Genomic DNA, 21,259 nt, shown 5'->3' with positions numbered 1-21,259 from the left:
CCGACAAAAGCGCCCCCGGCCAGCGGCCAGGTCGCCCTTTCGTATTTCGCCGTTCGTTTCCCAGGATTTAGCCCCGATGTCGCCGACCCTGAGGCTCTACAACACGCTGACGCGGACGAAGCAGGACTTCGCGCCGATCGATCCGTCGAATGTCCGCATGTATGTCTGCGGCCCGACGGTCTACGACTACGCCCATATCGGCAATGCCCGCCCGGTGATCGTCTTCGACGTGCTCTACCGGCTGCTGCGCCATATCTACGGCGCCGATCACGTCACCTATGCCCGCAACCTCACGGACGTCGACGACAAGATCAACGCCCGCGCGGCGCGTGACTATCCCGGCCTGCCGCTGAACGAGGCGATCGCCAAGGTCACCGAGACGACGACGGCGCAGTTCCACGCCGATATCGATGCGCTCGGCACGCTCCGGCCGACGACGGAGCCGCGCGCCACCGAGCATATCGAGGAGATGAAGGCGATCATCGAGCGCCTGATCGCGCGCGGCGTCGCCTATGTCGCCGAGGAGCACGTGCTCTTCCACGTCCCGGCCGTTGCTCATCTCAAGAAGGCTCCGAAATACGGCACGCTCGCCCGCCGCTCGCTCGACGAGATGCTGGCCGGCGCCCGCGTCGATGTCGCGCCCTATAAGCGCGACGCGATGGATTTCGTGCTGTGGAAGCCGAGCCGCGATGGCATCGATCCCGGCTGGCCGTCCCCGGCCGGCATCGTCACGCCCGGCCGCCCGGGCTGGCATATCGAGTGCTCGGCGATGTCGATGGCGAAGCTGCTGACCCCCTTCGGCGGCGGGCTCGCCTGCGACGATCCCATGAAGAACGTCTTCGACATCCATGGCGGCGGCATCGATCTCGTCTTCCCGCACCACGAGAACGAGATCACTCAATCCTGCTGCGCCTTTGGCGGGGCGGAAGGGCAGCCGCTGATGGCCAATATCTGGATGCATAACGGCTTCCTGCAGGTCGAAGGCGAGAAGATGTCGAAATCGCTCGGCAACTTCGTCACCATCAACGAACTGCTGGAAACGGATGTCTTCGGCGGCCGGACCTGGCCGGGTGAGGTACTGCGCCTCGCGATGCTCAAGACCCATTACCGCCAGCCGATCGACTGGACGGTGAAGGCGCTGGAGGAGGCGGAGAACGAGCTGAAACAGTGGCACCGTCTGCTCTCGACTTCGTTGCAATCCCGTCCGGCGGCAGATGTCGTTGTGGCCCTGAGCGATGATTTGAACGGAGCGGCGGCGCTCGCTGCATTGCGGGCTCGCGCAAGGAGCGCGCGGGGAGGCGACGAGGTTGCCAGGGACGAACTGGCCGGCGCGCTGGAGCTTCTAGGTTTCGAGGCCTTCGTTGAAGATGCGCGCAACACGAATTATCGGGGCGGCCAGCATCTCGACGCTGGCGGTACTACGATCTCGTCAGCACAGACCCGCATCGACGCCGAGACTGTAAAGGCTCTCATAGCCGCCCGCCTCGACGCCCGCCGCGCGAAGAACTTCGCCGAGTCCGATCGCCTCCGCGACGAGCTCGCGGCGATGGGCATCGCGCTCAAGGACGGCAAGGACCCGGTGACCGGCGAGCCCACGACCAGCTGGGAGGTGAAGCGATGAGCCCGAAGATCCGCCCGGCGGGCTCGCTTTCCTTCGCCATCAAGCTGGTCATGCTGGCGATGGTCGTGCCGCGCGTCGTTCGCTTCAAGCTTCGGCGCGAGCGATGAGCGCGGCACGCGTCCATCTCTTCGATACGACGCTGCGCGACGGCGCCCAGACGACGGGCGTCGATTTCTCGCTCGACGACAAGCGCGCCGTAGCAAGCCTGCTCGACCGGCTCGGCGTCGATTATGTCGAGGGCGGCTACCCCGGCGCCAATCCGCTCGACACCGCTTTCTTCGAGCAGAAGGCGACGAAGCAGGCGAAATTCGCCGCCTTCGGCATGACCAAGCGGGCAGGGCGCTCGGCCGCCAACGATCCCGGCATCGCCGCGCTGCTGGAGGCCAAGGCCGACGCCATCGTCTTCGTCGCCAAGGCCTGGGACTACCATGTTCATGTCGCGCTCGAGATTTCGCTGGAGGAGAACCTTGCCGGTATCGCCGAGAGCGTAGCAGTGGCGAAGGCCGCCGGCCGCGAGGTGATGCTCGATTGCGAGCATTTCTTCGATGGCTACAAGGCCAATCCCGACTACGCGCTCGCCTGCGCCCGCACGGCCTATGAGGCTGGCGCCCGCTGGGTCGTGCTCTGCGACACGAATGGCGGCACGCTGCCCGACGAGGTCGGCGCGATCGTGCGCGAGGTCGCCAAGATCGTACCTGGCGATCATCTCGGCATCCACGCCCATGACGATTGCGGCTGCGCGGTCGCCAATTCGCTCGCGGCGGTCGAGGCCGGCGTCCGCCAGATCCAGGGCACGCTCAATGGTCTGGGCGAGCGCTGCGGCAATGCCAATCTCGTCACGCTGATCGGCGCGCTGAAGCTCAAGGAACGCTATCGCGACCGTTTCGAACTCGGTGTCAGCGAGGACCAACTCGGCGAATTGACCCACGTCTCGCGCGCGCTCGACGAGATGCTGAACCGTGCCCCGAACCGGCATGCGCCCTTCGTCGGCGCCTCAGCCTTCGCCACCAAGGCCGGCATTCACGCCTCGGCCGTGCTGAAGGACCCGCGCACCTACGAGCATGTCGCGCCGGAAGCGACCGGCAACACCCGCAAGGTTCTGATCTCCGACCAGGGCGGCAAGTCGAACCTCGTCGCCGAGCTGGAGCGCATCGGCGTCACGCTCGGCCGCGACGATCCCCGCCTCAACCGGGTGCTGCAGGAGGTCAAGGACAAGGAGGCGCAGGGCTACGCTTTCGAGGGCGCCGACGCGTCCTTCTTCCTGCTGGTGAAGCGCATCCTCGGCGAAGTCCCGGATTATTTCGCGGTCGAGCGCTTCGCCGTGAATGTCGAGCGCCGCTACAATGCGCTGGGCGAGCTCGTCACCTTCTCCGAGGCGATCGTGAAGGTGAAGGTTGGCGACGACCTGCTGATCTCGGCGGCGGAGGGCGATGCCGGCCCGGTCAACGCGCTCGACATCGCCTTGCGCAAGGATCTCGGCCGCTACCAGTCACTGATCGGGGGCTTACGCCTCGTGGACTACAAGGTCCGTATCTTCCAGGGCGGCACCGATGCCGTCACGCGCGTGCTGATCGAATCGGGCGACGAGACCGGCGAGCGCTGGACCACGGTCGGCGTCAGCGCCAACATCATAGACGCCTCGTTCCAGGCGCTGGTCGACTCGATCACGTACAAGCTGGTCAAGGCGGGCGCGACGGCGTGATTTTCTCCTTCTCCCCTCGGGGGAGAAGGTGGCAGCGCGAAGCGCTGACGGATGAGGGCCGTCGGCGCCATTCTTCCCTCATCCGTCTGCTTCGCAGACACCTTCTCCCCCGAGGGGAGAAGGACGTAGCCTCACTCCGTCAGCCGGATCACGCGATCCTTGCAGAGGTCCATGTCGGCGTCGCTCTCGGCTTCGTCCTCGAATCGTGCCTGCACCGTATAGGCGCAGCCCTGCGGCTTGTTGAGCTTGAGCGCGACGCTCTTGCCGGGCGCCAGCGGCTTGGCGAGCTTGGCGACGAGGCGCGGTTGGTCGCCCGGCGTCGCGATCGCGAAATTGCTGAGCGGCACGGTGCGCTGGTTGGTGATCGTGATCTGAGGATGCGGCCGGGAACTCTGCGCCAGGGCGGGCAGGGCGAGGAGGAGCGCGGCGGCAATGCCGGTCCCGGCAACTGCAAGCTGTTGAGCCTTCATGATATTTCCTTCCCCATCTCGAGCGTCGCGCGCTCTGCTGGGGATCAGATACCCGTGATGGGGCGATGGCAAGGCAGCTTTCGGGCAGCCCGCCGCATGCTCCCCACGCAACGACATTCCCATGCAACGACGTGTGAATGCGTCTATATGGGCGCTCTAACTGGAATCGTTTGAAAATGTCAGCGCCGTCAGCGTCGCCCCCGGCGCCGAGCTTTCACCGTTCCGCCGTGATCCAGCCCGGGTCCGGCTTCTTCGCCACCTTCCACGCGCTCTGGCCCTATCTCTGGCCGGCGGAGCGTGCCGATCTGCGTGGCCGCGTCGTCGCGGCCTTCGCGCTGATGGTGTGTGGGCGGCTCGTGCTGATGGGCGTCCCCTTCACCTTCAAATGGGTGACGGACGCGCTGGCCGGTTCCTATTCGAACCTTGAGAAATGGTTGCCCTGGCTCGTTGGCGCGCCGCTGGCCCTGACGGTGCTTTACGGCCTCGCCCGCGTCGGCGCGGCTGCCTTCGTCCAGATGCGCGACGCGATTTTCGCACCGGTCTTCATGCATGCGGTGCGAACGCTCGCGCTGCAGACCTTCGGCCATCTCCACCATCTCTCGCTGCGCTTCCATCTGGAGCGAAAGACGGGCGGGCTCACCCGCGTGCTGGAGCGCGGCCGCAACGGCATCGAGGAGATGGTCCGCCTCGGCCTCAACCAGCTCGTGCCGGTGATCATCGAGGTCGCGCTGATCATCGCCGTGCTGCTCTACCTGTTCGACTGGCGCTATGTCGTCGTGCTGGTCACGATGGTCACGGCCTATATGACCTACACCATCAAGGCGACGGAGTGGCGCATCGCCATCCGCTCGGCGATGAACGAGTCGGATACCGACGCCAATGCCAAGGCGATCGACTCGCTGCTCAACTACGAGACGGTGAAGTATTTCGGCGCCGAGGCCCGCGAGACCGCGCGCTACGACCAGTCGATGGCGCGCTACGAGCGTAACTCGATCAAGTCCTACACCTCGCTCGCCTGGCTGAACTTCGGCCAGGCCGCGATCTTCGCGGTGGGGCTGACGCTGTCGATGGTGATGGCAGTGCGCGGCTTCCAGGCCGGCACCAACACGGTCGGTGACCTCATCCTGATTAACGCCATGCTGATCCAGCTTTACCTGCCGCTGAATTTCATGGGCACGGTCTATCGCGAGATCAAGCAGGCGACGCTCGACATCGCCCAGATGTTCTCGCTGATCGGCCGCGATCCCGAGATCCAGGACAAGCCTGGTGCGCAGCCGCTGGCGGTGCCGGCCGGCGAGGTCGCGTTCGAGGACGTGCATTTCGCCTATGTGCCGGAGCGGCCGATCCTGCGCGGCGTCTCGTTCAAGGTCCTGCCGGGGCAGACCGTCGCCATCGTCGGCCCGTCCGGCGCCGGCAAGTCGACGATCTCGCGTCTGCTCTTCCGCTTCTACGAGCCGCAAGCGGGCCGCATCCTGATCGACGGCCAGCCGATCGCCGATGTCCAGCAGGTCTCGCTGCGAGCCGCGATCGGCATGGTCCCGCAGGACACGGTGCTGTTCAACGACACCATCGAGTACAACATCCTCTACGGTCGCCCCGAGGCGACGACGGCCGAGGTCGAGGAGGCCGCGCGCCTTGCCCAGATCGACCGCTTCATCCGCCTGCTGCCGGAAGGCTATGCGACCTCCGTCGGCGAGCGCGGCCTGAAGCTTTCCGGCGGCGAGAAGCAGCGCGTTGCGATTGCCCGCACCATCCTGAAGGGCCCGCCGGTCCTCGTCCTCGACGAGGCGACCTCGGCGCTCGATTCCTTCACGGAGAAGGAGATCCAGGACGCGCTCGACCGGGTCAGCGAAGGCCGCACCACGCTGGTCATCGCCCACCGGCTCTCGACCGTGGTCAATGCCGACGAGATCATCGTGCTCGACAAGGGCCAGATCGTCGAGCGCGGCCACCACCGCGACCTGCTGGCGGCGAACGGCGTCTACGCCGCGATGTGGAACCGCCAGCGAGAGGTCGACGAAGCCAAGGCGACGCTCCAGCGCGCGACCGAGGCCGAGGGCGAGAGCGTCCGGGTGACATTGTCGTAGAAGCTGGGCCGTCAAAGGTCGTCATGCCCGGGCTTGACCCGGGCATCTCATGACCAGTGCGCTCAGGAGCCTCATCCTGCCGGAGATTCTCGGGTCTGCGCTTCGCTGCGCCCGAGAATGACGTGTTTCACCAGTTTGAAACTGCTCGCAACTGCGGTCCGTTTCCTGCATGCTGCCCCGGCAGGGTAAAGCTGGGGGGCTGCCATGTTCGATCCGACCACATTCGTAGGTTTCCACACCTGGCTGAGCCTTGTGGCCATCGTCGCCGGGTTTCCAGTCACGATGGGCCTGCTGCATGGGCATACGCGGCCGGGCTGGACCGGAATCTTCCTCTCCACGGCCTTCGCCACCAGCGCGACCGGCTTCGGCTTCCCGTTCAACGGGGTGCTTCCGTCCCATGTCGTCGGCGCGATCCATATCGTGCTGGTCGCGATCGCCGGCTACGCGCTCTATGGGCGGCGTCTTGAAGGAAGCTGGCGCCGCATCTACGCGATCATGGCCGTGCTCTCCTTCTACCTGCTGATCTTCGTGCTCGTCGCGCAGCTCTTCGGCAAGGTTCCGGCCCTGCATGCCCTGGCGCCGACGCAATCCGAGCCGCCCTTCGGCATCGCCCAGGGGATCGTGCTCGTCGTCTTCGCCCTGTTGACCTGGAAGGCGGCGGTGCGCTTCGTCCAGGTGCCACAGCGGACAGCCTGACCGGGCCGGCCGCGACATCGCGCGCCGTCCACCGGCGCGCACCGGGGCTTTCCCTTCGCGCCGGAACCTCCTAAATCAGCGCAACGCTCGCCGCCGGCCTTCGGCGGCGACAATGTCATTCCCGTGCGCCTCGCGCCGGCAGCCCAACGGAAACCGCCACATGTCCCTCGTCGATTCCGTCCGCAAGGTGATCGTGCCCATCCACAAGGAGGGCTATGTCTTCATCGCGATCGGCCTCGTGTCGACGATCATCCTCGCCAATCTCTGGTCGCCCTTCGGCTGGATCGGCGCGATCATCACGATCTGGATCTGCTATTTCTTCCGCGATCCCGTCCGCGTCACACCGCAACGGGAAGGGCTGGTGATTTCGCCGGCCGACGGCCGCATCAGCCAGATCGCGCAGTCGCTGCCGCCGCCGGAGCTTGAGTTGCCGGCCGAGCCGATGACCCGCATCTCGATCTTCATGAACGTCTTCGACTGCCATGTGAACCGCGCGCCCGTGCCCGGCCGCATCGCCAAGATCGCCTATACGCCCGGCCTCTTCCTCAATGCCGAGCTCGACAAGGCGAGCGACGACAACGAGCGCAACGCGCTGGCGATCGAGACCAAGTCGGGCATCGTCGGCGTCGTCCAGATCGCCGGCCTGATCGCGCGGCGCATCGTGCCCTTCGTCAAGGAAGGCGATGTGCTGGGCACCGGCGAGCGTTTCGGCCTGATCCGCTTCGGCTCGCGCGTCGACGTCTACCTGCCGTCCCATGTCGTGCCGCTGGTCGGCGAGGGCCAGACCGCGATCGCCGGCGAGACCGTGCTCGCCGACCTGACCGGCAACGAGCCGGTGGCGCGCAGCTTCCGCGACATCTGAGAGCGCGCTCGAAGGGCCGTTTCTGAGGGGCAGTGTCATCCCGTGCGCGCTGCGGCATGCGAATGCCGCTGCGCAGACACGGGACCACCTCCCGAAAGAAGCTCCCTTCTCGAATGGCGCCGAGAAAAGCGCCTTCTCCTGATGACGATCCCGCATCTGCGCAGCGGCACTGTGCGCCGCAGCGCGTGCGGGATGACACGCGTGGGCGCCTAGCCTGCGCCCTCAAAACCGCGTATTCCGGCTGACATGAGCGACCTGTTTCCTCCCTTCGAACCCGAGCGCGCCGAATCCAAGCGCGCCCGCTTCAAGCCGATTCCCTTCCGGCTGCTGGCGCCGAACGTCATCACGCTATTGGCGCTCTGCCTCGGCCTGACCGCGATGCGCCTTATCGTCGAAGGCAAGCTGGAGACCGCGACGATCTGTATCCTGATTGCCGCGGCGCTCGACGGTGTCGACGGCCGCCTTGCTCGCATGCTCAAAGGCACCTCGCGCTTCGGCGCCGAACTCGATTCGCTCTCTGATTTCGTCAATTTCGGCGTCGCCACCGGCTACGTGCTCTGGATCTTCGTCCTGCACGACCTGAAGTCGTTCGGCTGGATCATCGTGCTGACGCTGGCCTGTGCCATGGCATTGAGGCTCGCGCGCTTCAATGTGATGATTGATGATCCCGATCGTCCGGAATGGCAGAAGAACTTCTTCGTCGGCATGCCGGCCCCGGCCGGTGCGATCACCGCGATGCTGCCGGTCTATCTCCACATCATCGGCGTGCCCGTGCAGGAATACGGCGCGCTCTTCGTCGGCATCTACATCCTGTTCATCGCCTTCCTGACGATCTCGCGCATCCCTTGCTATGCCGGCAAGACCCTCGGCACGCGTGTTCCGCGCAACCAGGTGCTGCCGATCTTCGTCGCGGTGGTGATCGTCGCCGGCCTGCTCTTCGCCTACACGTTCGAGGTGCTGGCGGTCGTCGTGATCGCCTATCTCGCGCTGATTCCGGTCAGCGTCGCGCGCTACCGCAAGCTGGAGCGCGAGCATGCGCAGCAGGCGCCGGTCCCCGCGACGGAACCTGCTAATGAAAGCCAGAGCTGATCGTCAGCTTGAAGCTTAGCGGCGGTAGCCGCTGAGGCGCGCCGCATTGGCGCGGGTGCGCCGGGCGAAGGGCTCCAGCGTGCTGTCGGCGGCCTTGACGGCAGCCGTCGCTAGATCGAGCTGGCCGAACGGGTTGAGGGCCAGCCCCCACCAGAAGGCCGTCGTCGCCTGTGTGGCGGCAAAGCTGCTCTCGAGCACGGCCGAAACCTTCTCCGTCACGGCCTTGGTCGCCTCGCGCTGGCCGCGGCTGTCGCCGAAGGCCCCCTTCATCAGCAGCGGCATCCGCATCGCGATGGTCAGCCCGGCGTCGGCATGCATGGACATCAGGCGGGCCGCGAGAACCTGCGCCTCCGCCCCGGTCGCGAGGGCGGAGCCCGTCGATTTGCGCGGTCGGGCCATGAGGGAAACTCCAATAGGTCGACGGCAACAAGGGGCGGAGCGCCGAGGGGGTAGGACTGTGCGGCCAACCGCAACGCTTGGCAATGCCTAGTATACCAGAGCCACAGGCTTCACTTGCATGGAACCGGAGCAGGTTCCGCAAAACGATACGCCAACCAATACGGGTGGGGATGGATTTATCGGGCTGCGGAAATGCTCTAAAGGCTGATCCGGTGCCGATCTTTCCCGGCCCCTGGAATCCTGTCGAGCAGCCTGTTGAGCCTTTTCTCCACTCCCAAGCATCCCGGCTGGCGGCCGATGCTCGTTCTCGCATCGGCCTCGCCGCGTCGTCTCGCTCTGCTGGAGCAGGCTGGCCTCAAGCCGGACGCTTTGCTGCCCGCCGATCTCGACGAGACCCCGCTGAAGGGTGAACGCCCGCGCGACCTCGCTCGCCGCCTGGCGCGCGAGAAGGCGCAGGCCGCGCGCGAGGGCGCCAAGGCCCGTGCCGATCTCGAAGGCTGCTACATCCTCGCCGCCGATACGGTCGTCGCCGTCGGCCGGCGCATCCTGCCCAAGGCCGAGATCGTCGACGAGGCTGCCGCCTGCTTGCGCCTGCTCTCGGGCCGGGCGCATCGCGTCTATACCGGCGTCGCATTGGTGACGCCCTCAGGCACGATCCGCGACCGCATCGTCGAGACGCGCCTGCGCTTCAAGCGCCTCTCCACCGAGGATATCGAGAATTACCTCGCCTCGGGCGAATGGCGCGGCAAGGCCGGCGGCTATGCCGTGCAGGGCATTGCCGGCTCCTTCGTCGTCAAGCTCGTCGGCTCCTATACCGGCGTCGTCGGCCTGCCGCTCTACGAGACCGTCAACCTCTTGGGCGGCGAAGGCTTCCCCATCCGCTTCGGCTGGATGAACGCAGCCTGACACGGCGCCGATGCGGGTTGCCTGATCGCCTCTCGCGGCTGATCTTGCGGCCGGGAAACACGTCGATGAGAGGGAAGCCGAGATGACGGGACGTCTGAGCGGCAAGGTCGCGATCGTGGCCGGGGCGGGGTCGATCGGGCCGGGCTGGGGCAATGGCAAGGCGACGGCGACGATTTTCGCGCGCGAGGGCGCCAGGGTCGTCTGCGCCGACATCAACCGCGACGCGGCCGAGGAGACCGCCGGCATCATCCGCAACGAGGGCGGCGAGGCCTTCGCCATGCAGGCGGATGTGACGAAGGCGGAACAGGTCGCCGGGCTCGTTGGCCAGGCGCTCGGCCGCTATGGCCGCATCGACATCCTCGACAACAATGTCGGCATCGCCGAGGTCGGCAGCGTGGTCGATCTCTCCGAGGAGGTCTGGGATCGCGTCTTCCGGGTCAACCTCACCGGCGCCTTCCTGGCGATGAAGCATGTCATTCCGGTGATGCAGCGCCAGTTCGAGGAGACCGGCGAGGGCGGTTCGATCATCAACATCTCGTCGATCGCCTCGATCCGCCATACCGGCGTGCCCTATGCCAGCTATTCCGCGACCAAGGCGGCGCTGAATCAGCTCACCCGCACCACGGCCGTGCAATACGCGCCGCAGAGGGTTCGCGTGAACGCCATCCTGCCCGGCCTGATGAAGACGCCGATGGTCGAGCATTCCGCTGGCCTCGCCGCAGTCTACGGCAAGGGCGACGTCGATGCGATGTGGGCGGCGCGAGCCGCGCAGGTCCCGATGGGGCATATGGGCGAGGCCTGGGACGTGGCCAATGCCGCGCTCTTCCTCGCCAGCGACGAGGCCCGCTACGTCACTGGTATCGAACTCGTCGTCGATGGAGGCATCACGCTCAAATATGACTGACACTGAAAACGCCGCGCCGCCCGCAAAGCCCTGCTCGATCTGCGGCAAGCCGGCGGTCGCGCGCTTCAAGCCGTTCTGCTCGTCGCGCTGCGCCGATATCGATCTCGGCCGTTGGCTGAAAGGCAGCTACGTCATTCCCGGCGAGCCCGTCGATGAGGCGGAAGAGGGCGCGCCGCAGCAGCGAGAGCGCGAGGACTGAGCCGTTGCGAGATGGATTGAGTTCCGGCCCCGCGTCGGTGCAAGCTGGAGCGCCTGCCCGCCACTGGGCAGCTACGGGTTCGCGTCAAGCCTATCGAACGGTCGTCCATGGATCCAGGCATGCCCTCCATCGTCTCGCAACCGGTATTTGCGACGCTGACGCGTTCGGCGATCTTCCTGGTCGTGACGATCGATCCGGGCAGCGAGGCGGAAGCTGCAGTACGCGGTCTCTGCGCCGACCTGTCCGGGTTGCTCAGGGCGGTCGGCTTCCGCGATCTCGAGGGCAACCTGTCCTGCGTGATGGGCATCGGCTCGCAAGCCTGGGATCGGCTTTTCGACGGGCCGCGTCCGAAGGAATTGCACCCGTTCCGCGAGATCCGTGGCGTGCATCATGCCGTCTCGACGCCGGGCGACCTGCTGTTCCACATCCGTGCCGCCAGCCGGATGGACCTCTGCTTCGAGCTGGCACGGCAGATCATGGCGCGGCTCGAGGGCGCCGTGACCACGGTCGATGAAGTCCATGGCTTCGGCTATTTCGACGATCGCGACCTGATCGGTTTCGTCGACGGCACCGAGAATCCGGCCGGACCGGACGCCGCCGCGGCCACCCTGATCGGCGACGAGGACGCTGCCTTCGCGGGTGGCAGCTATGTCATCGTCCAGAAATACCTGCACGACATCGCGCGCTGGGACAAAGTGCCGGTCGAGGAACAGGAGAACATCGTCGGCCGCTACAAGCTCTCCGATATCGAGCAGCCCGACGCGGTGAAGAAGCCCTATGCCCATAATGTCCTGACCAGCATCACCGAGGATGGCGAGCCGGTCGATATCCTCAGGGACAACATGCCCTTCGGCCAGGCTGGAACAGGCGAGGCCGGCACCTATTTCATCGGCTACTCCCGTACGCCGCGCCGGATCGAGCGCATGCTGGAGAACATGTTCGTGGGCTCGCCGCCGGGCAATTACGACCGGCTGCTCGATTTCAGCCGCGCGGTCACGGGCTCGCTGTTCTTCGTGCCGAGCGCAACTTTCCTGGACGGCGTCACGCCGGAGAAGGCCGAGAGGGCACAGGCTCCCGCGACGCCCGGTCTGGCCTCACCAGCTCCACCCAGATTTCCCGGCGACGGCTCGCTCGGCATCGGCTCCCTGAAGGAAGAGGCAGGCCATGAATAATCTGCACCGGGAGCTCGCTCCCATCTCAGACGCCGCCTGGGCGCAGATCGAGGAGGAAGCCTCGCGCACGCTGAAGCGCTATCTCGCGGCGCGCCGCGTCGTCGATGTGGACGGACCGAAGGGGACTGCTTTCTCGGCTGTCGGGACCGGCCATACCCGCCCGATCGAGGCACCAGCCGAGGGCATCCGCTCGCTGCTGCGCCAAGCCCAGCCCCTGGTTGAATTGCGCGTGCCCTTCACGCTGACGCGCGAGGCGATCGACGATGTCGAGCGCGGCTCGGACGATTCGGACTGGCAGCCGGTCAAGGATGCAGCCAGGACGATCGCCTTCGCCGAGGATCGCGCCGTCTTCGAGGGCTATGCGGCGGCGGGGATCACCGGCATCCGCGAGGGCAGCAGCAACGCTGCGGTGCCGCTGCCGGCCGATCTCGACGATTACCCCGAGGCGGTCGCCAGGGCTCTGAACGACCTCAAGCTCGCCGGCTGCAACGGCCCCTATACGCTGGTACTGGGCGAGGATGCCTACCGGGCCGCCTGCGGCGGCAATGAGGAGGGCTATCCGATCTTCCACCATCTCGAGCGGATCGTGGATGGTGGGGTGATCTGGGCGCCGGCGATCGAGGGCGGCTTTCTCGTGACCACGCGGGGCGGCGATTTCGAGCTCGACCTCGGCCAGGATATCTCGATCGGCTATCTCGCTCACACGGCGACGACGGTCGAACTCTACCTGCAGGAGAGCTTCACTTTCCGCATGCTCACCTCCGAAGCGGCTGTCGCGCTGACGCCGCAGGGCCGATGACGACCGGGACGGAGCATCACGTCGTCATCGTCGGCGCCGGCTTCGGCGGGCTCGAAGCCGCGCGCAACCTCGCGGGTGCTCCGGTCCGGATCACCATGATCGACCAGCGCAACCATCACCTGTTCCAGCCGCTGCTCTACCAGGTCGCGACCGCCTCGCTGCCGACCTCCGAGATCGCCTGGCCGATCCGCTTCCTGCTGCGCGGCCACAAGAACGTCACGACGCTGCTCGGCACGGTCACCGGTATCGATCGGGCGAACAGGCAGGTGCTGCTGGAGGACGAGCGGCCGATCGGCTTCGACACGCTGATCCTCGCGACCGGCGCCCGCCATTCCTATTTCGGCCATGACGAATGGGAGCCCTATGCGCCGGGCGTGAAGACACTGGAGGATGCGACGCGCATCCGGCGGCGCATCCTCTCCGCCTTCGAGCAGGCCGAGTGGGAGACCGACCCGGAGCGACGGACGCAATGGCTCACCTTCGTGATCATCGGCGCGGGGCCGACCGGCGTCGAGCTCGCCGGCACCATCGCCGAGCTGGCGCATGACACGCTGCGCGGCGATTTCCGCAATATCGACACCCGCAGTGCCCGCGTCATCCTGGTCGAAGCGGGCCCGCGTATCCTGGCCGGCTTCACCGAGGACCTCTCGGCCTATGCCGAGCAGGCGCTGAACCGCCTCGGGGTCGAGGTCAGGCTGGGGCAGCCGGTTTCCGAGTGCCGTGCGGACGGAATCATGCTCGGCGCTGAATTCCTGCCGGCGCGGACCACCTTGTGGGCGGCGGGCGTCGCAGCCTCGCCTGCGGCGGAATGGTTGGAGACGCCAGCCGACCGGGCAGGCCGCGTCCGTGTCGAGCCCGATCTTACGGCGCCCGGCGAGCCCGATATCTTCGTGATCGGCGATACCGCCTTCGTCGCCGGCGCGGACGGCAAGCCGGTGCCCGGCATCGCGCCGGCGGCCAAACAGCAGGGGCGCTATGTCGCCGATCTCATCAAGGCCCGGCTGCGGGGCAAGCCGGCCCCGCCGCCCTTCGCCTACAGGAATGCCGGCAATCTCGCGACGATCGGCAAGCGCGCGGCCATCGTCGATTTCGGCTGGATCAAGCTGCGCGGGCGCCTGGCCTGGTGGATCTGGGGCATCGCCCACATCTTCTTCCTGATCGGCCTGCGCAACCGGCTCGCCGTCGCGCTCAACTGGCTCTGGATCTATGTCAGCGGCCACCGCAGCGCCCGGCTCATCACCCAGCGCGATTCGGCAGGTTCACGCGAGCCGCAATGAAGCATCGCTTGACGCCCCGAGAGGGCGCGCAAGTCGGTCGGGCTTGGTCGTATGATCAGCTGCTTGGCAGGGAAATGGTGCCCAGGGACGGAGTCGAACCGCCGACACTGCGATTTTCAGTCGCATGCTCTACCAACTGAGCTACCTGGGCGAACCGGGAGCGGCGCGAGGCCGTCCGTGTTGGTGGGGGCGATATAGAGGCAGGCGCTCGGCCTGTCCAGTCACTTCAGCCGGCTTTCTTCATCGCGGCGTCAACTGGCTCCGAACCTGTGGATTGAGGCACCCGCAACCTGGCAGCGTGCGAAAGCGCTTCAGGACGCCGCCGCCTGCCGCGACTCGCTGTGTCCGAGCACGGCGGCCAGGCGATCGATGGCCGTGAGCGCCGCATGGCGCGCGCGTTCCGATTCGGCGATCGCAGCCTGACTGTAGAGCAGCCTGGCGAAACCGATCACGTTGTTCATCACCTGGAACGAGGCCTCATGCAGCTCGCTCGATGCCCGCAGCACATCGTGGAGGCGCGCGACATGGATTTCCGCGCTTTCCTGCAGGGCCTTGGCGTTGAGAACGCCGGCCTTGAGCACGTCGACGCGCAGCGTCTCGATGTCGCGTGCGAGGAGGTCCTGGATACAGTCAGCCATCGCCGCTCCTTCAAAGGAGGTTGCCCCGGTCAGCCAGAGATCAGATTACCATCGAAGCGTACGGACGGCAGCGGAAAGCCTGACCTTTGGTTAGTCGCTTCTTTCCAGGATCGGGACGGCGCGCAAAAGCCCGCTTGATTCTTCGAAGCCTGCGCGATGACACCGCCCGCTACGCGAAACATGGCGTTGACGCCGCCGGCCGATGCGGAAACGATGGGGCATGCTTGCTGCTGCGGCTCCCGCGTGCCGGGGTCCATTTCGGCCGGGACGATGGCATGAACGCTTTTGCGTGAGCGCTCCCGTTTTTGCCGCAGAGCTGCCAGGTCCCGATCTCCCGGAGTTTCCAACGATGAACCAGACGAGGCCGCTCGCGGCGGAGGCGGATGCGCCGCTGCGTCTCACCAGCCTGGCCCATGGCGGCGGCTGCGGCTGCAAGCTGGCGCCTGCCGTGCTCCAGCAATTGCTCGCCGGGCATCCGGCCGCCGGCCCTTACGCCCAGCTTCTCGTCGGCATCGAGACCGGTGACGATGCCGCCGTCTGGCAGGTCGATGACGAAACCTGCGTCGTCGCGACCACCGATTTCTTCATGCCGGTCGTCGACGACCCCCGCGATTTCGGCCGCATCGCCGCGACCAATGCGATCTCGGACGTCTATGCGATGGGCGGCAAGCCGATCATGGCGCTCGCGATCCTTGGCATGCCACTCGACAAATTGCCGATCGAGGTGACACGCGAGATCCTGAAAGGCGGCGCCTCGATCTGCGCCGAGGCCGGCATTCCGGTCGCAGGCGGCCATTCGATCGACGCGCCCGAGCCGATCTACGGGCTCGCGGTCATCGGCCTGCTCAAGCCTGCGAGCCTGCGCCGCAACAGCGGCGCAAAGCCCGGCGACGCACTGATCCTGACCAAGGGGCTGGGCGTCGGCATCTATTCGGCCGCCTTCAAGAAAGGTGAGCTCTCCACCGCCGCCTATGACGAGATGATCGCCTCGACGACACTGCTCAACCGGATCGGCGCCGAGTTGGCGCAGGACGATGCCGTTCACGCGATCACGGACGTCACCGGCTTCGGCATTCTCGGCCACGGCCTCGAAATGGCGCGCGGCTCTGGCGTCACGCTGAAGCTCCGGCTTTCCGATTTGCCGTTCCTGTCCCAGGCCGAGCGTCTCGCGCAGGAGGGCAGGGTGACCGGCGCCTCCCATCGCAACTGGGCGAGTTATGGCGAGGGCGCTGTCCTGCCGGCCGGTTTGCCGGACTGGCAGCGCCATCTGCTGACCGATCCGCAGACCTCCGGCGGCCTGCTGGTCTCCTGTGCGGCGGGGCGGGCCGAGGCCGTGCTGGCGCAGATCAAGGCTGCCGGCTATCCGGCGGCGCGGATCATCGGTTCCGTCGAGGCCGGGCCGGCGCAGGTCGTGGTGAGCTGAGACGCGTCACCGCGTCTCCTGCACTTCGAGGTTCCGGCCCCAGACATCGAAGAAGGCGCCCTTGTTGAGGGTGAGCCGGTCCTCGCGCAGCGCCGCTTCGAGCTCGCGCAGCCGGTTGCGTGCGGTCGCATCCGGCACGAGCCCGCCATCGTCGTCGCGGGTCGGAAAGAAGGCCGCGCCGTCCCAGTTGACGCCGGCACCGCGCAGCATCAGCACGATGTCGCCCCAGTCGATCTCGTTGCCGACGACATGGACGAAGGTCGAGCGCAAGGGTTCGACCTTGGGCTCGGCGATCTTCACCAGCACGATCAGTGCCGTGAACGGGCCCTTGCGGAAGAGCTTGCCGAGCCAGCGGTCGAAATCGGTTCCCAGCCCCCTAGAAGTCGACACGCGGCGTCTCGGGCATGTAGCGGTCGAACAGGACGTAGAAGTCGCTGCCGGTCTCGGCGCCGTACCAGTCCTCGAAGGTGGCGAGGGCCTCCTGCACGGCGTCCTGGCTGTCGCGGTCGTCGGCCATGGCAGCCTGCAAGGCTTCGAAGACGGGCGTCAGCCGCGTCAGAACCAAGTCCTGCCGTGGCCCGATCTCGTCCCAGCCCAGCGATTGCGCCACGGTGAGCCGTGCGCGAGCGACTGCCTCGCCGGGGTCCTCGGCTGCCGCGATGGTCGTGCTCGCATGGCGCAGCAGGTTGAGGCGCCGGAAAGCCCGGCTGCGGGCCTGCGCGAGCGTGTCGATCCGCATCGCAGCCTCACGGCGATAGGCATCCTCGGCTTCGCGCGCGGCTTCCGCAGCCTCTTCGAAGCGGGCGATCAGGTCGATGGCGGCTGTTTCAGCGTCCGTCATGCGACCCTCAGTGAACTGGCGGAAGAGAATGGGAGTCGAACCCACCAGAGACCGTCTGACGGCCCCTCCCGGATTTGAAGTCCGGACGCCCCACCGGGGACGCTTCTCCTCCATCGCTCCAGCCGGGCGGGCGGCCGAACAGGTCGAGCCGCCGCCGGTTGATGCGTCTCAGGTCGCCGCGGCGGATGGTGACGCCATGGCGATCGAAGAACTCGAGAATCTGGATAGCGACCTTTCGGCCGTTGTCGAGCCTGTCGCGGAACTGCGCCGCATTGAAGCCGGCCGGATGCAGCGCCGCAAGCTCGGCTGATAGGCCGACCATCTCGGCCAGCGTGTCGCGCAGGAAGAAATGGTCGAGCGCGACCTCATGGACATCGCCGCGCCGGCCGGTGAGCCGCAGCAGGCGCCGGATCTCCTCCTCGGGCCGCCCGAGCAGATGACCGATATCGCGCACGCGGGGCGGGCGGAAGCGCTCGCTATCGGCAATCAGCGGCGAGACCTTGGTCCAGAGCGCTTCGTCCTCCGGCAGGAGCCGGGCTTCATGGCCGGGCCGCCTGAGCCATGATCCGGCGGGCACCAGCACGCCGTCATCCTCGAAACGGACGAGCGCCTGCCGGAACAGCGGCGCCGGCCAGCGCGGCGCGATGGCGAAGCGCAACCGCGCCAGACCGATGCCCGGCAGGTCCGGGTGTTCGGCATGGAAGGTGTCGAGCCTTTCGGTCGCGGCCTGCGCCAGTGCCTGCCAATGCGCGGGGAGCAGCGCGAGCGGGCCGATTCTGACGAGGCCGAGCCGGGTCGTCAGATCTCCCGCCGCACCGGGGCCGAGCGCGCGGTCGCGCACGAAGCCGTCGAGATCGGCATGGTGAGGCGGCGCCGAGAGCAGGGCCTGCAGCGCTTCCGCAGGATCGGGCTGGCGGAGCGCAGTGAGCTGGGCGAGGCGCTCCGGGCTGCGACGACGGCGTTCCGGCGCGTGCAGGTCAAGGAAGCGCCCGCCGCCGATCGTGCGCGAGGCACTGGCATCGCGCAGCACGAAACGGTCGAGCGCGGCAGCGGCGAGCGGCTCGTCGAGCACGAGCTGGATCAGGCCATCCGCGCCGGCAGCGATCTCGTCTCCGAGCAGCACGACGCGCGCGCCGATTTCGGCCGCGGCATGGTGCAGTCGCACAGGCTGCCACATCGTCAGCGCTTTCTCGCCCGGCAGCAGCGAAACCTCCGCGTCGATCCGCGTCGTGGGAGCATGGAGGGCGGGCGTCACCACCATGTCGCCATGCCGGATCGCGTCTTTCGTGATGCCGGGGCCGCTGAGATTGAGCGCGCAGCGCTGGCCGGCCATGCCGCGCTCGGCGGGGCGGTTCTGCGCATGGATCGAGCGCACGCGCGCCGGCAGCCCGCCGGGCGAGACGATGACGCTGTCGCCGATCGCCACGCTGCCGGACAGGACCGTTCCCGTCACCACCGTCCCGGCGCCCTGCAAGGTGAAGCAGCGATCGACTGCAAGCCTGAAGGCGCCGTCGCCTTGCCGCGCCTGGCTTTCGTGAGCCCGCGCCGCGAGCAATGCAGCCAACTCTGGTAAGCCTGCCCCGGTCAGTGTCGAGACCGGCAGCATCGGCGCCCCGGCGAACGGGCCTGACATTAGCAGCGCCGCAATCTCGCCCTCGACCGCCTCAATCCGCTCCGCATCGACCAGATCGGCCTTGGTCACCGCGACGACGGCCTCGTCGATGCCGAGCAGGCGGGCGATGGCGACATGCTCGCGCGTCTGCTGCATCACGCCGTCATCGGCGGCGACGACGAGCAGCAGGAGGTCGATGCCGGCGGCGCCGGCCAGCATCGTGTGCACGAATTTCTCATGGCCGGGCACATCGATGAAGCCGACGACCGAGCCATCAGCCTGCGGCCAATAGGCGAAGCCGAGCGCGATCGAGATGCCGCGCGCCTTCTCCTCCTTCAATCGGTCGGTATCGACGCCGGTCAATCGCCGGACCAGCGAGGTCTTGCCATGGTCGATATGGCCGGCGGTGCCGATGATCATGGCGCCGTCTCTGCGGGAGAGACGGCTGCGCGCGCGGCCTTGATGAAAGGCGCGGCGAGCGGGCTGCCCTTGCCTTCGGCCGAGAGCAGCAAGGCAAGCGCCCGTTCAGCATCCGGCGACACGCCCTGGCCGAGCAAGGTCGCGGCGCCGAGCATGGCCTCGGAATCCGGGTCGCCGGCCGCCATGCCGCGCTGCCACCATTGTGTGGCCGCCTTGGCGTCGCGATCCACGCCGAGCGCATCGTGATGCATCATCCCGAGCCGGGTCATGCTGGTGGCGATGCCGGCCTCCGCCGCGGCCTGTGCCCAGCGCAGGGCCTCGGCGCGGTCGGCAGGGTCTCCGCCTTCCAGCAGCATCCAGGAGAGCATGTCCTGCGCCGGGGCGTCGCCCTGCTCGGCGGCGAGCCGATAGAGCCGCATCGCCTCGGCATCGCTCTGCTCGACGCTTTCGCCCTTGAAATGCAGGGCCGCGAGATTGCGCTGGCCGACCGGGTCGCCGCTTTCGGCTGACAGGTTAAGCCAGCGCAGAGCCAGGGCCGGATCGCGCGCGACGCCGAGCCCCTCGGCGAAACAGGCGCCGATATTGTTCTGCGCCCGTCCGATGCCGGCATGGGCGAGCGGTCCCCAGAGCGCGAGCGCGGCCGCGTGGTCGCCGCGTTCGACGGCCGCCGCGGCGGCGGCCATCTTGGCGGCGACATCGTCATCGGCGGCTTCGTTCCGGCCGAAAAGGCGCTCAAGCCAGCGCATCGGGCGATCCGGATTTCAGGGCGTCGAGCTGGCCCGCGAACAGTGCCTCGTCCTCCAGGCAGCGCAGGTCGAAGACGAGCGCCCCCTGCGCGATCCGCCCGATCACCGGTACCGGCACGGCGCGGAAGGTAGCCGCCAGCTTCTCGACGGCGGAGCCGGCCGCCTTGCCCGCCGGGCGCAGCGCAAGCCCCGCGCTCGGCAGCGTCTCCAGCGGCAGGGCTCCGGAGCCGATCTGGCTGGCGCAGTCGATGATCTCGACGACCCAGCCCGGTCCGACCGCTGCGGTGACCTTCGGCTGAAGGCGTTCCGCCAACGCGCGCAGGTCTGCAGCCGTCCGCGTGAACAGCCTGAGCGTCGGCAGGCGCTGTGCCAATCGATCGGGATCGCGATAGAGCCGGAGCGTGGCTTCCAGCGCCGCGAGCCGGAGCTTGTCGAGACGTAGCGCTCGCTTCAGCGGGTTTTTCGCCAGTTTCGCGATCAAATCCTTCCGGCCGGCGACAATGCCGGCCTGCGGGCCGCCGAGCAATTTGTCGCCGGAGAAGGTGACGAGATCGGCGCCGCCTTTCAGGGCATCCTGGACGGTCTTCTCCTTGCGCAGCCCCCATCGCGAGAGATCGATCAATGTGCCCGAGCCGAGATCGTCGACGAAGGGCAAGTCGTGCTGGCGCGAGAGCTTGGCGAGCTCCGCCGGCTCGACCTCGGCGGTGAAGCCCTGCACCACGTAATTCGAGGTGTGGACCTTCATCACTAGACCGGTTTCGGGGCCGATCGCCTCGGCATAGTCCTTGAGATGCGTGCGGTTGGTGGTGCCGATCTCGCGCAAGGTCGCGCCGGCCCTCGCCATGATGTCCGGCATGCGGAAGGCGCCGCCGATCTCGATCAATTCGCCGCGCGAGACGATCGCCTCACGCCCTCTGGCGAGCGTGTTGAGCACGAGCAGCACGGCCGAGGCGTTGTTGTTGACGAGGATCGCGTCCTCGGCCCCGGTCAGTTCGCGGACGAGATCGCGGACATGCGCGTCGCGCTCGCCGCGCTGTCCCGCCTCGACTACATATTCGAGATTGGTCGGCGCGCGCATGGCCGCGACCACGGCCTCGATCGCCTCCTCGGCCAGCAGAGCGCGGCCGAGATTGGTGTGCAGCACCGTGCCGGTCAGGTTGATCACCGGACGCTGCGAGGGTCGCTCACGCTCTTCAAGCCGGTCCAGCGCCATGCGGCCGACCTGCTCGACCGAGGCGGCCGCCGGTTGGCCATCGGTGCGCAACCGCTCGACCGCCTGCCGGATCGCGTCGGTCGCTGCCGCCCGTCCATGGCGCGCGATGGCGAATTCGCCATTGGCGCTGCGCAGCACCGTATCGACCGATGGCGGACGGACAAGTTCGGGCTTGTTCATCAG

The 21,259-nt window shown here is 67.2% G+C and carries 20 protein-coding genes, 2 tRNA genes and 1 pseudogene; 13 read left to right on the top strand and 10 right to left on the bottom strand.

Features of this window, described 5'->3' with window-relative positions:
- Positions 1-76 precede the first annotated feature (76 nt).
- Both cysS and cimA read left to right on the top strand, forming a co-directional pair.
- Positions 77-1,621, top strand: coding sequence for a cysteine--tRNA ligase (cysS, locus tag AC3WMA_RS02860; protein ID WP_492283890.1), 1,545 nt, complete (start codon positions 77-79; stop codon positions 1,619-1,621).
- 103 nt (positions 1,622-1,724) lie between these two features.
- Positions 1,725-3,323 (top strand): citramalate synthase, encoded by a 1,599-nt coding sequence (gene cimA / locus AC3WMA_RS02855; RefSeq protein ID WP_492283889.1) that lies wholly within the window; start codon positions 1,725-1,727, stop codon positions 3,321-3,323.
- A gap of 131 nt (positions 3,324-3,454) precedes the next feature.
- Here cimA and AC3WMA_RS02850 read toward each other — a convergent pair whose 3' ends face one another.
- On the bottom strand, positions 3,455-3,793 hold the full coding sequence (locus AC3WMA_RS02850; RefSeq protein WP_492283888.1) for a hypothetical protein: 339 nt from the start codon (positions 3,791-3,793) through the stop codon (positions 3,455-3,457).
- Positions 3,794-3,930: 137 nt separating this feature from the next.
- On the opposite strand from AC3WMA_RS02850, the gene AC3WMA_RS02845 reads away from it, so the two are divergent.
- The 4 genes from AC3WMA_RS02845 to AC3WMA_RS02830 all read left to right on the top strand — a co-directional run bounded on the left by AC3WMA_RS02845 (position 3,931) and on the right by AC3WMA_RS02830 (position 8,527).
- Positions 3,931-5,880: an ABCB family ABC transporter ATP-binding protein/permease gene (locus tag AC3WMA_RS02845; RefSeq protein ID WP_492283887.1), complete on the top strand. Its 1,950-nt coding sequence runs from the start codon at positions 3,931-3,933 to the stop codon at positions 5,878-5,880.
- 204 nt (positions 5,881-6,084) lie between these two features.
- Complete coding sequence (locus AC3WMA_RS02840; RefSeq protein ID WP_492283886.1) at positions 6,085-6,576, top strand: hypothetical protein; 492 nt, start codon at positions 6,085-6,087, stop codon at positions 6,574-6,576.
- A gap of 112 nt (positions 6,577-6,688) precedes the next feature.
- Positions 6,689-7,438: a phosphatidylserine decarboxylase gene (locus tag AC3WMA_RS02835; RefSeq protein ID WP_492283885.1), complete on the top strand. Its 750-nt coding sequence runs from the start codon at positions 6,689-6,691 to the stop codon at positions 7,436-7,438.
- 246 nt (positions 7,439-7,684) lie between these two features.
- Positions 7,685-8,527: a CDP-alcohol phosphatidyltransferase family protein gene (locus tag AC3WMA_RS02830; RefSeq protein WP_492283884.1), complete on the top strand. Its 843-nt coding sequence runs from the start codon at positions 7,685-7,687 to the stop codon at positions 8,525-8,527.
- Between the two features lie 15 nt (positions 8,528-8,542).
- On the opposite strand, the gene AC3WMA_RS02825 is transcribed toward AC3WMA_RS02830, so the two are convergent.
- Positions 8,543-8,926 carry a hypothetical protein gene (locus tag AC3WMA_RS02825; RefSeq protein WP_492283883.1) on the bottom strand — a complete coding sequence of 128 codons (384 nt, stop codon included), beginning with the start codon at positions 8,924-8,926 and terminating at the stop codon, positions 8,543-8,545.
- A 297-nt stretch (positions 8,927-9,223) separates the two neighbouring features.
- Between AC3WMA_RS02825 and AC3WMA_RS02820 the strand changes: the two genes are divergently transcribed.
- The 6 genes from AC3WMA_RS02820 (at position 9,224) to AC3WMA_RS02795 (ending at position 14,183) form a co-directional block, all read left to right on the top strand.
- Positions 9,224-9,832, top strand: coding sequence for a Maf-like protein (locus tag AC3WMA_RS02820; protein ID WP_492283882.1), 609 nt, complete (start codon positions 9,224-9,226; stop codon positions 9,830-9,832).
- 82 nt (positions 9,833-9,914) lie between these two features.
- Positions 9,915-10,736 (top strand): SDR family NAD(P)-dependent oxidoreductase, encoded by an 822-nt coding sequence (locus tag AC3WMA_RS02815; protein ID WP_492283881.1) that lies wholly within the window; start codon positions 9,915-9,917, stop codon positions 10,734-10,736.
- Positions 10,729-10,935: a DNA gyrase inhibitor YacG gene (gene yacG / locus AC3WMA_RS02810; RefSeq protein WP_492283880.1), complete on the top strand. Its 207-nt coding sequence runs from the start codon at positions 10,729-10,731 to the stop codon at positions 10,933-10,935. The genes AC3WMA_RS02815 and yacG overlap by 8 nt, the downstream gene beginning before the upstream one ends.
- A gap of 119 nt (positions 10,936-11,054) precedes the next feature.
- Positions 11,055-12,107 carry a Dyp-type peroxidase gene (locus AC3WMA_RS02805; protein WP_492283879.1) on the top strand — a complete coding sequence of 351 codons (1,053 nt, stop codon included), beginning with the start codon at positions 11,055-11,057 and terminating at the stop codon, positions 12,105-12,107.
- A complete protein-coding gene (locus AC3WMA_RS02800; protein WP_492283878.1) occupies positions 12,100-12,906 on the top strand; it encodes a family 1 encapsulin nanocompartment shell protein in 807 nt (268 codons plus the stop codon). The genes AC3WMA_RS02805 and AC3WMA_RS02800 overlap by 8 nt, the downstream gene beginning before the upstream one ends.
- Positions 12,903-14,183 carry an NAD(P)/FAD-dependent oxidoreductase gene (locus tag AC3WMA_RS02795; RefSeq protein WP_492283877.1) on the top strand — a complete coding sequence of 427 codons (1,281 nt, stop codon included), beginning with the start codon at positions 12,903-12,905 and terminating at the stop codon, positions 14,181-14,183. The genes AC3WMA_RS02800 and AC3WMA_RS02795 overlap by 4 nt, the downstream gene beginning before the upstream one ends.
- Before the next feature lie 75 nt (positions 14,184-14,258).
- On the opposite strand, the gene AC3WMA_RS02790 is transcribed toward AC3WMA_RS02795, so the two are convergent.
- Positions 14,259-14,334, bottom strand: a tRNA-Phe gene (locus AC3WMA_RS02790).
- Between the two features lie 160 nt (positions 14,335-14,494).
- On the bottom strand, positions 14,495-14,821 hold the full coding sequence (locus AC3WMA_RS02785; protein WP_492283876.1) for a hypothetical protein: 327 nt from the start codon (positions 14,819-14,821) through the stop codon (positions 14,495-14,497).
- Between the two features lie 349 nt (positions 14,822-15,170).
- On the opposite strand from AC3WMA_RS02785, the gene selD reads away from it, so the two are divergent.
- On the top strand, positions 15,171-16,244 hold the full coding sequence (selD, locus tag AC3WMA_RS02780) for a selenide, water dikinase SelD (RefSeq protein ID WP_492283875.1): 1,074 nt from the start codon (positions 15,171-15,173) through the stop codon (positions 16,242-16,244).
- A 6-nt stretch (positions 16,245-16,250) separates the two neighbouring features.
- On the opposite strand, the gene AC3WMA_RS02775 is transcribed toward selD, so the two are convergent.
- From AC3WMA_RS02775 to selA, 6 genes and pseudogenes are all read right to left on the bottom strand, one after another.
- Positions 16,251-16,634 carry a hypothetical protein gene (locus AC3WMA_RS02775; RefSeq protein ID WP_492283874.1) on the bottom strand — a complete coding sequence of 128 codons (384 nt, stop codon included), beginning with the start codon at positions 16,632-16,634 and terminating at the stop codon, positions 16,251-16,253.
- On the bottom strand, positions 16,621-17,085 hold the full coding sequence (locus tag AC3WMA_RS02770) for a hypothetical protein (RefSeq protein ID WP_492283873.1): 465 nt from the start codon (positions 17,083-17,085) through the stop codon (positions 16,621-16,623). Before AC3WMA_RS02770 ends, AC3WMA_RS02775 begins: the two co-directional genes overlap by 14 nt.
- A gap of 16 nt (positions 17,086-17,101) precedes the next feature.
- Positions 17,102-17,197, bottom strand: a tRNA-Sec gene (locus AC3WMA_RS02765).
- Between the two features lie 105 nt (positions 17,198-17,302).
- Positions 17,303-19,117: pseudogene (gene selB, locus AC3WMA_RS02760) on the bottom strand (selenocysteine-specific translation elongation factor); the annotation flags it as partial.
- Entirely contained in the window at positions 19,114-19,863 is a 750-nt protein-coding gene (locus tag AC3WMA_RS02755) for a tetratricopeptide repeat protein (protein WP_492283872.1), read from the bottom strand. The pseudogene selB and the gene AC3WMA_RS02755, both read right to left, overlap by 4 nt.
- On the bottom strand, positions 19,850-21,256 hold the full coding sequence (gene selA, locus AC3WMA_RS02750) for an L-seryl-tRNA(Sec) selenium transferase (RefSeq protein WP_492283871.1): 1,407 nt from the start codon (positions 21,254-21,256) through the stop codon (positions 19,850-19,852). The genes AC3WMA_RS02755 and selA overlap by 14 nt, the downstream gene beginning before the upstream one ends.
- Between the last annotated feature and the right edge of the window lie 3 nt (positions 21,257-21,259).

The sequence above is a fragment of the Allobosea sp. FW305-C-101 genome (assembly GCF_058783685.1).
The sequence above is the reverse complement of the archived record's forward strand: the minus strand, read 5'-3'. Positions and strand labels throughout refer to the sequence as shown.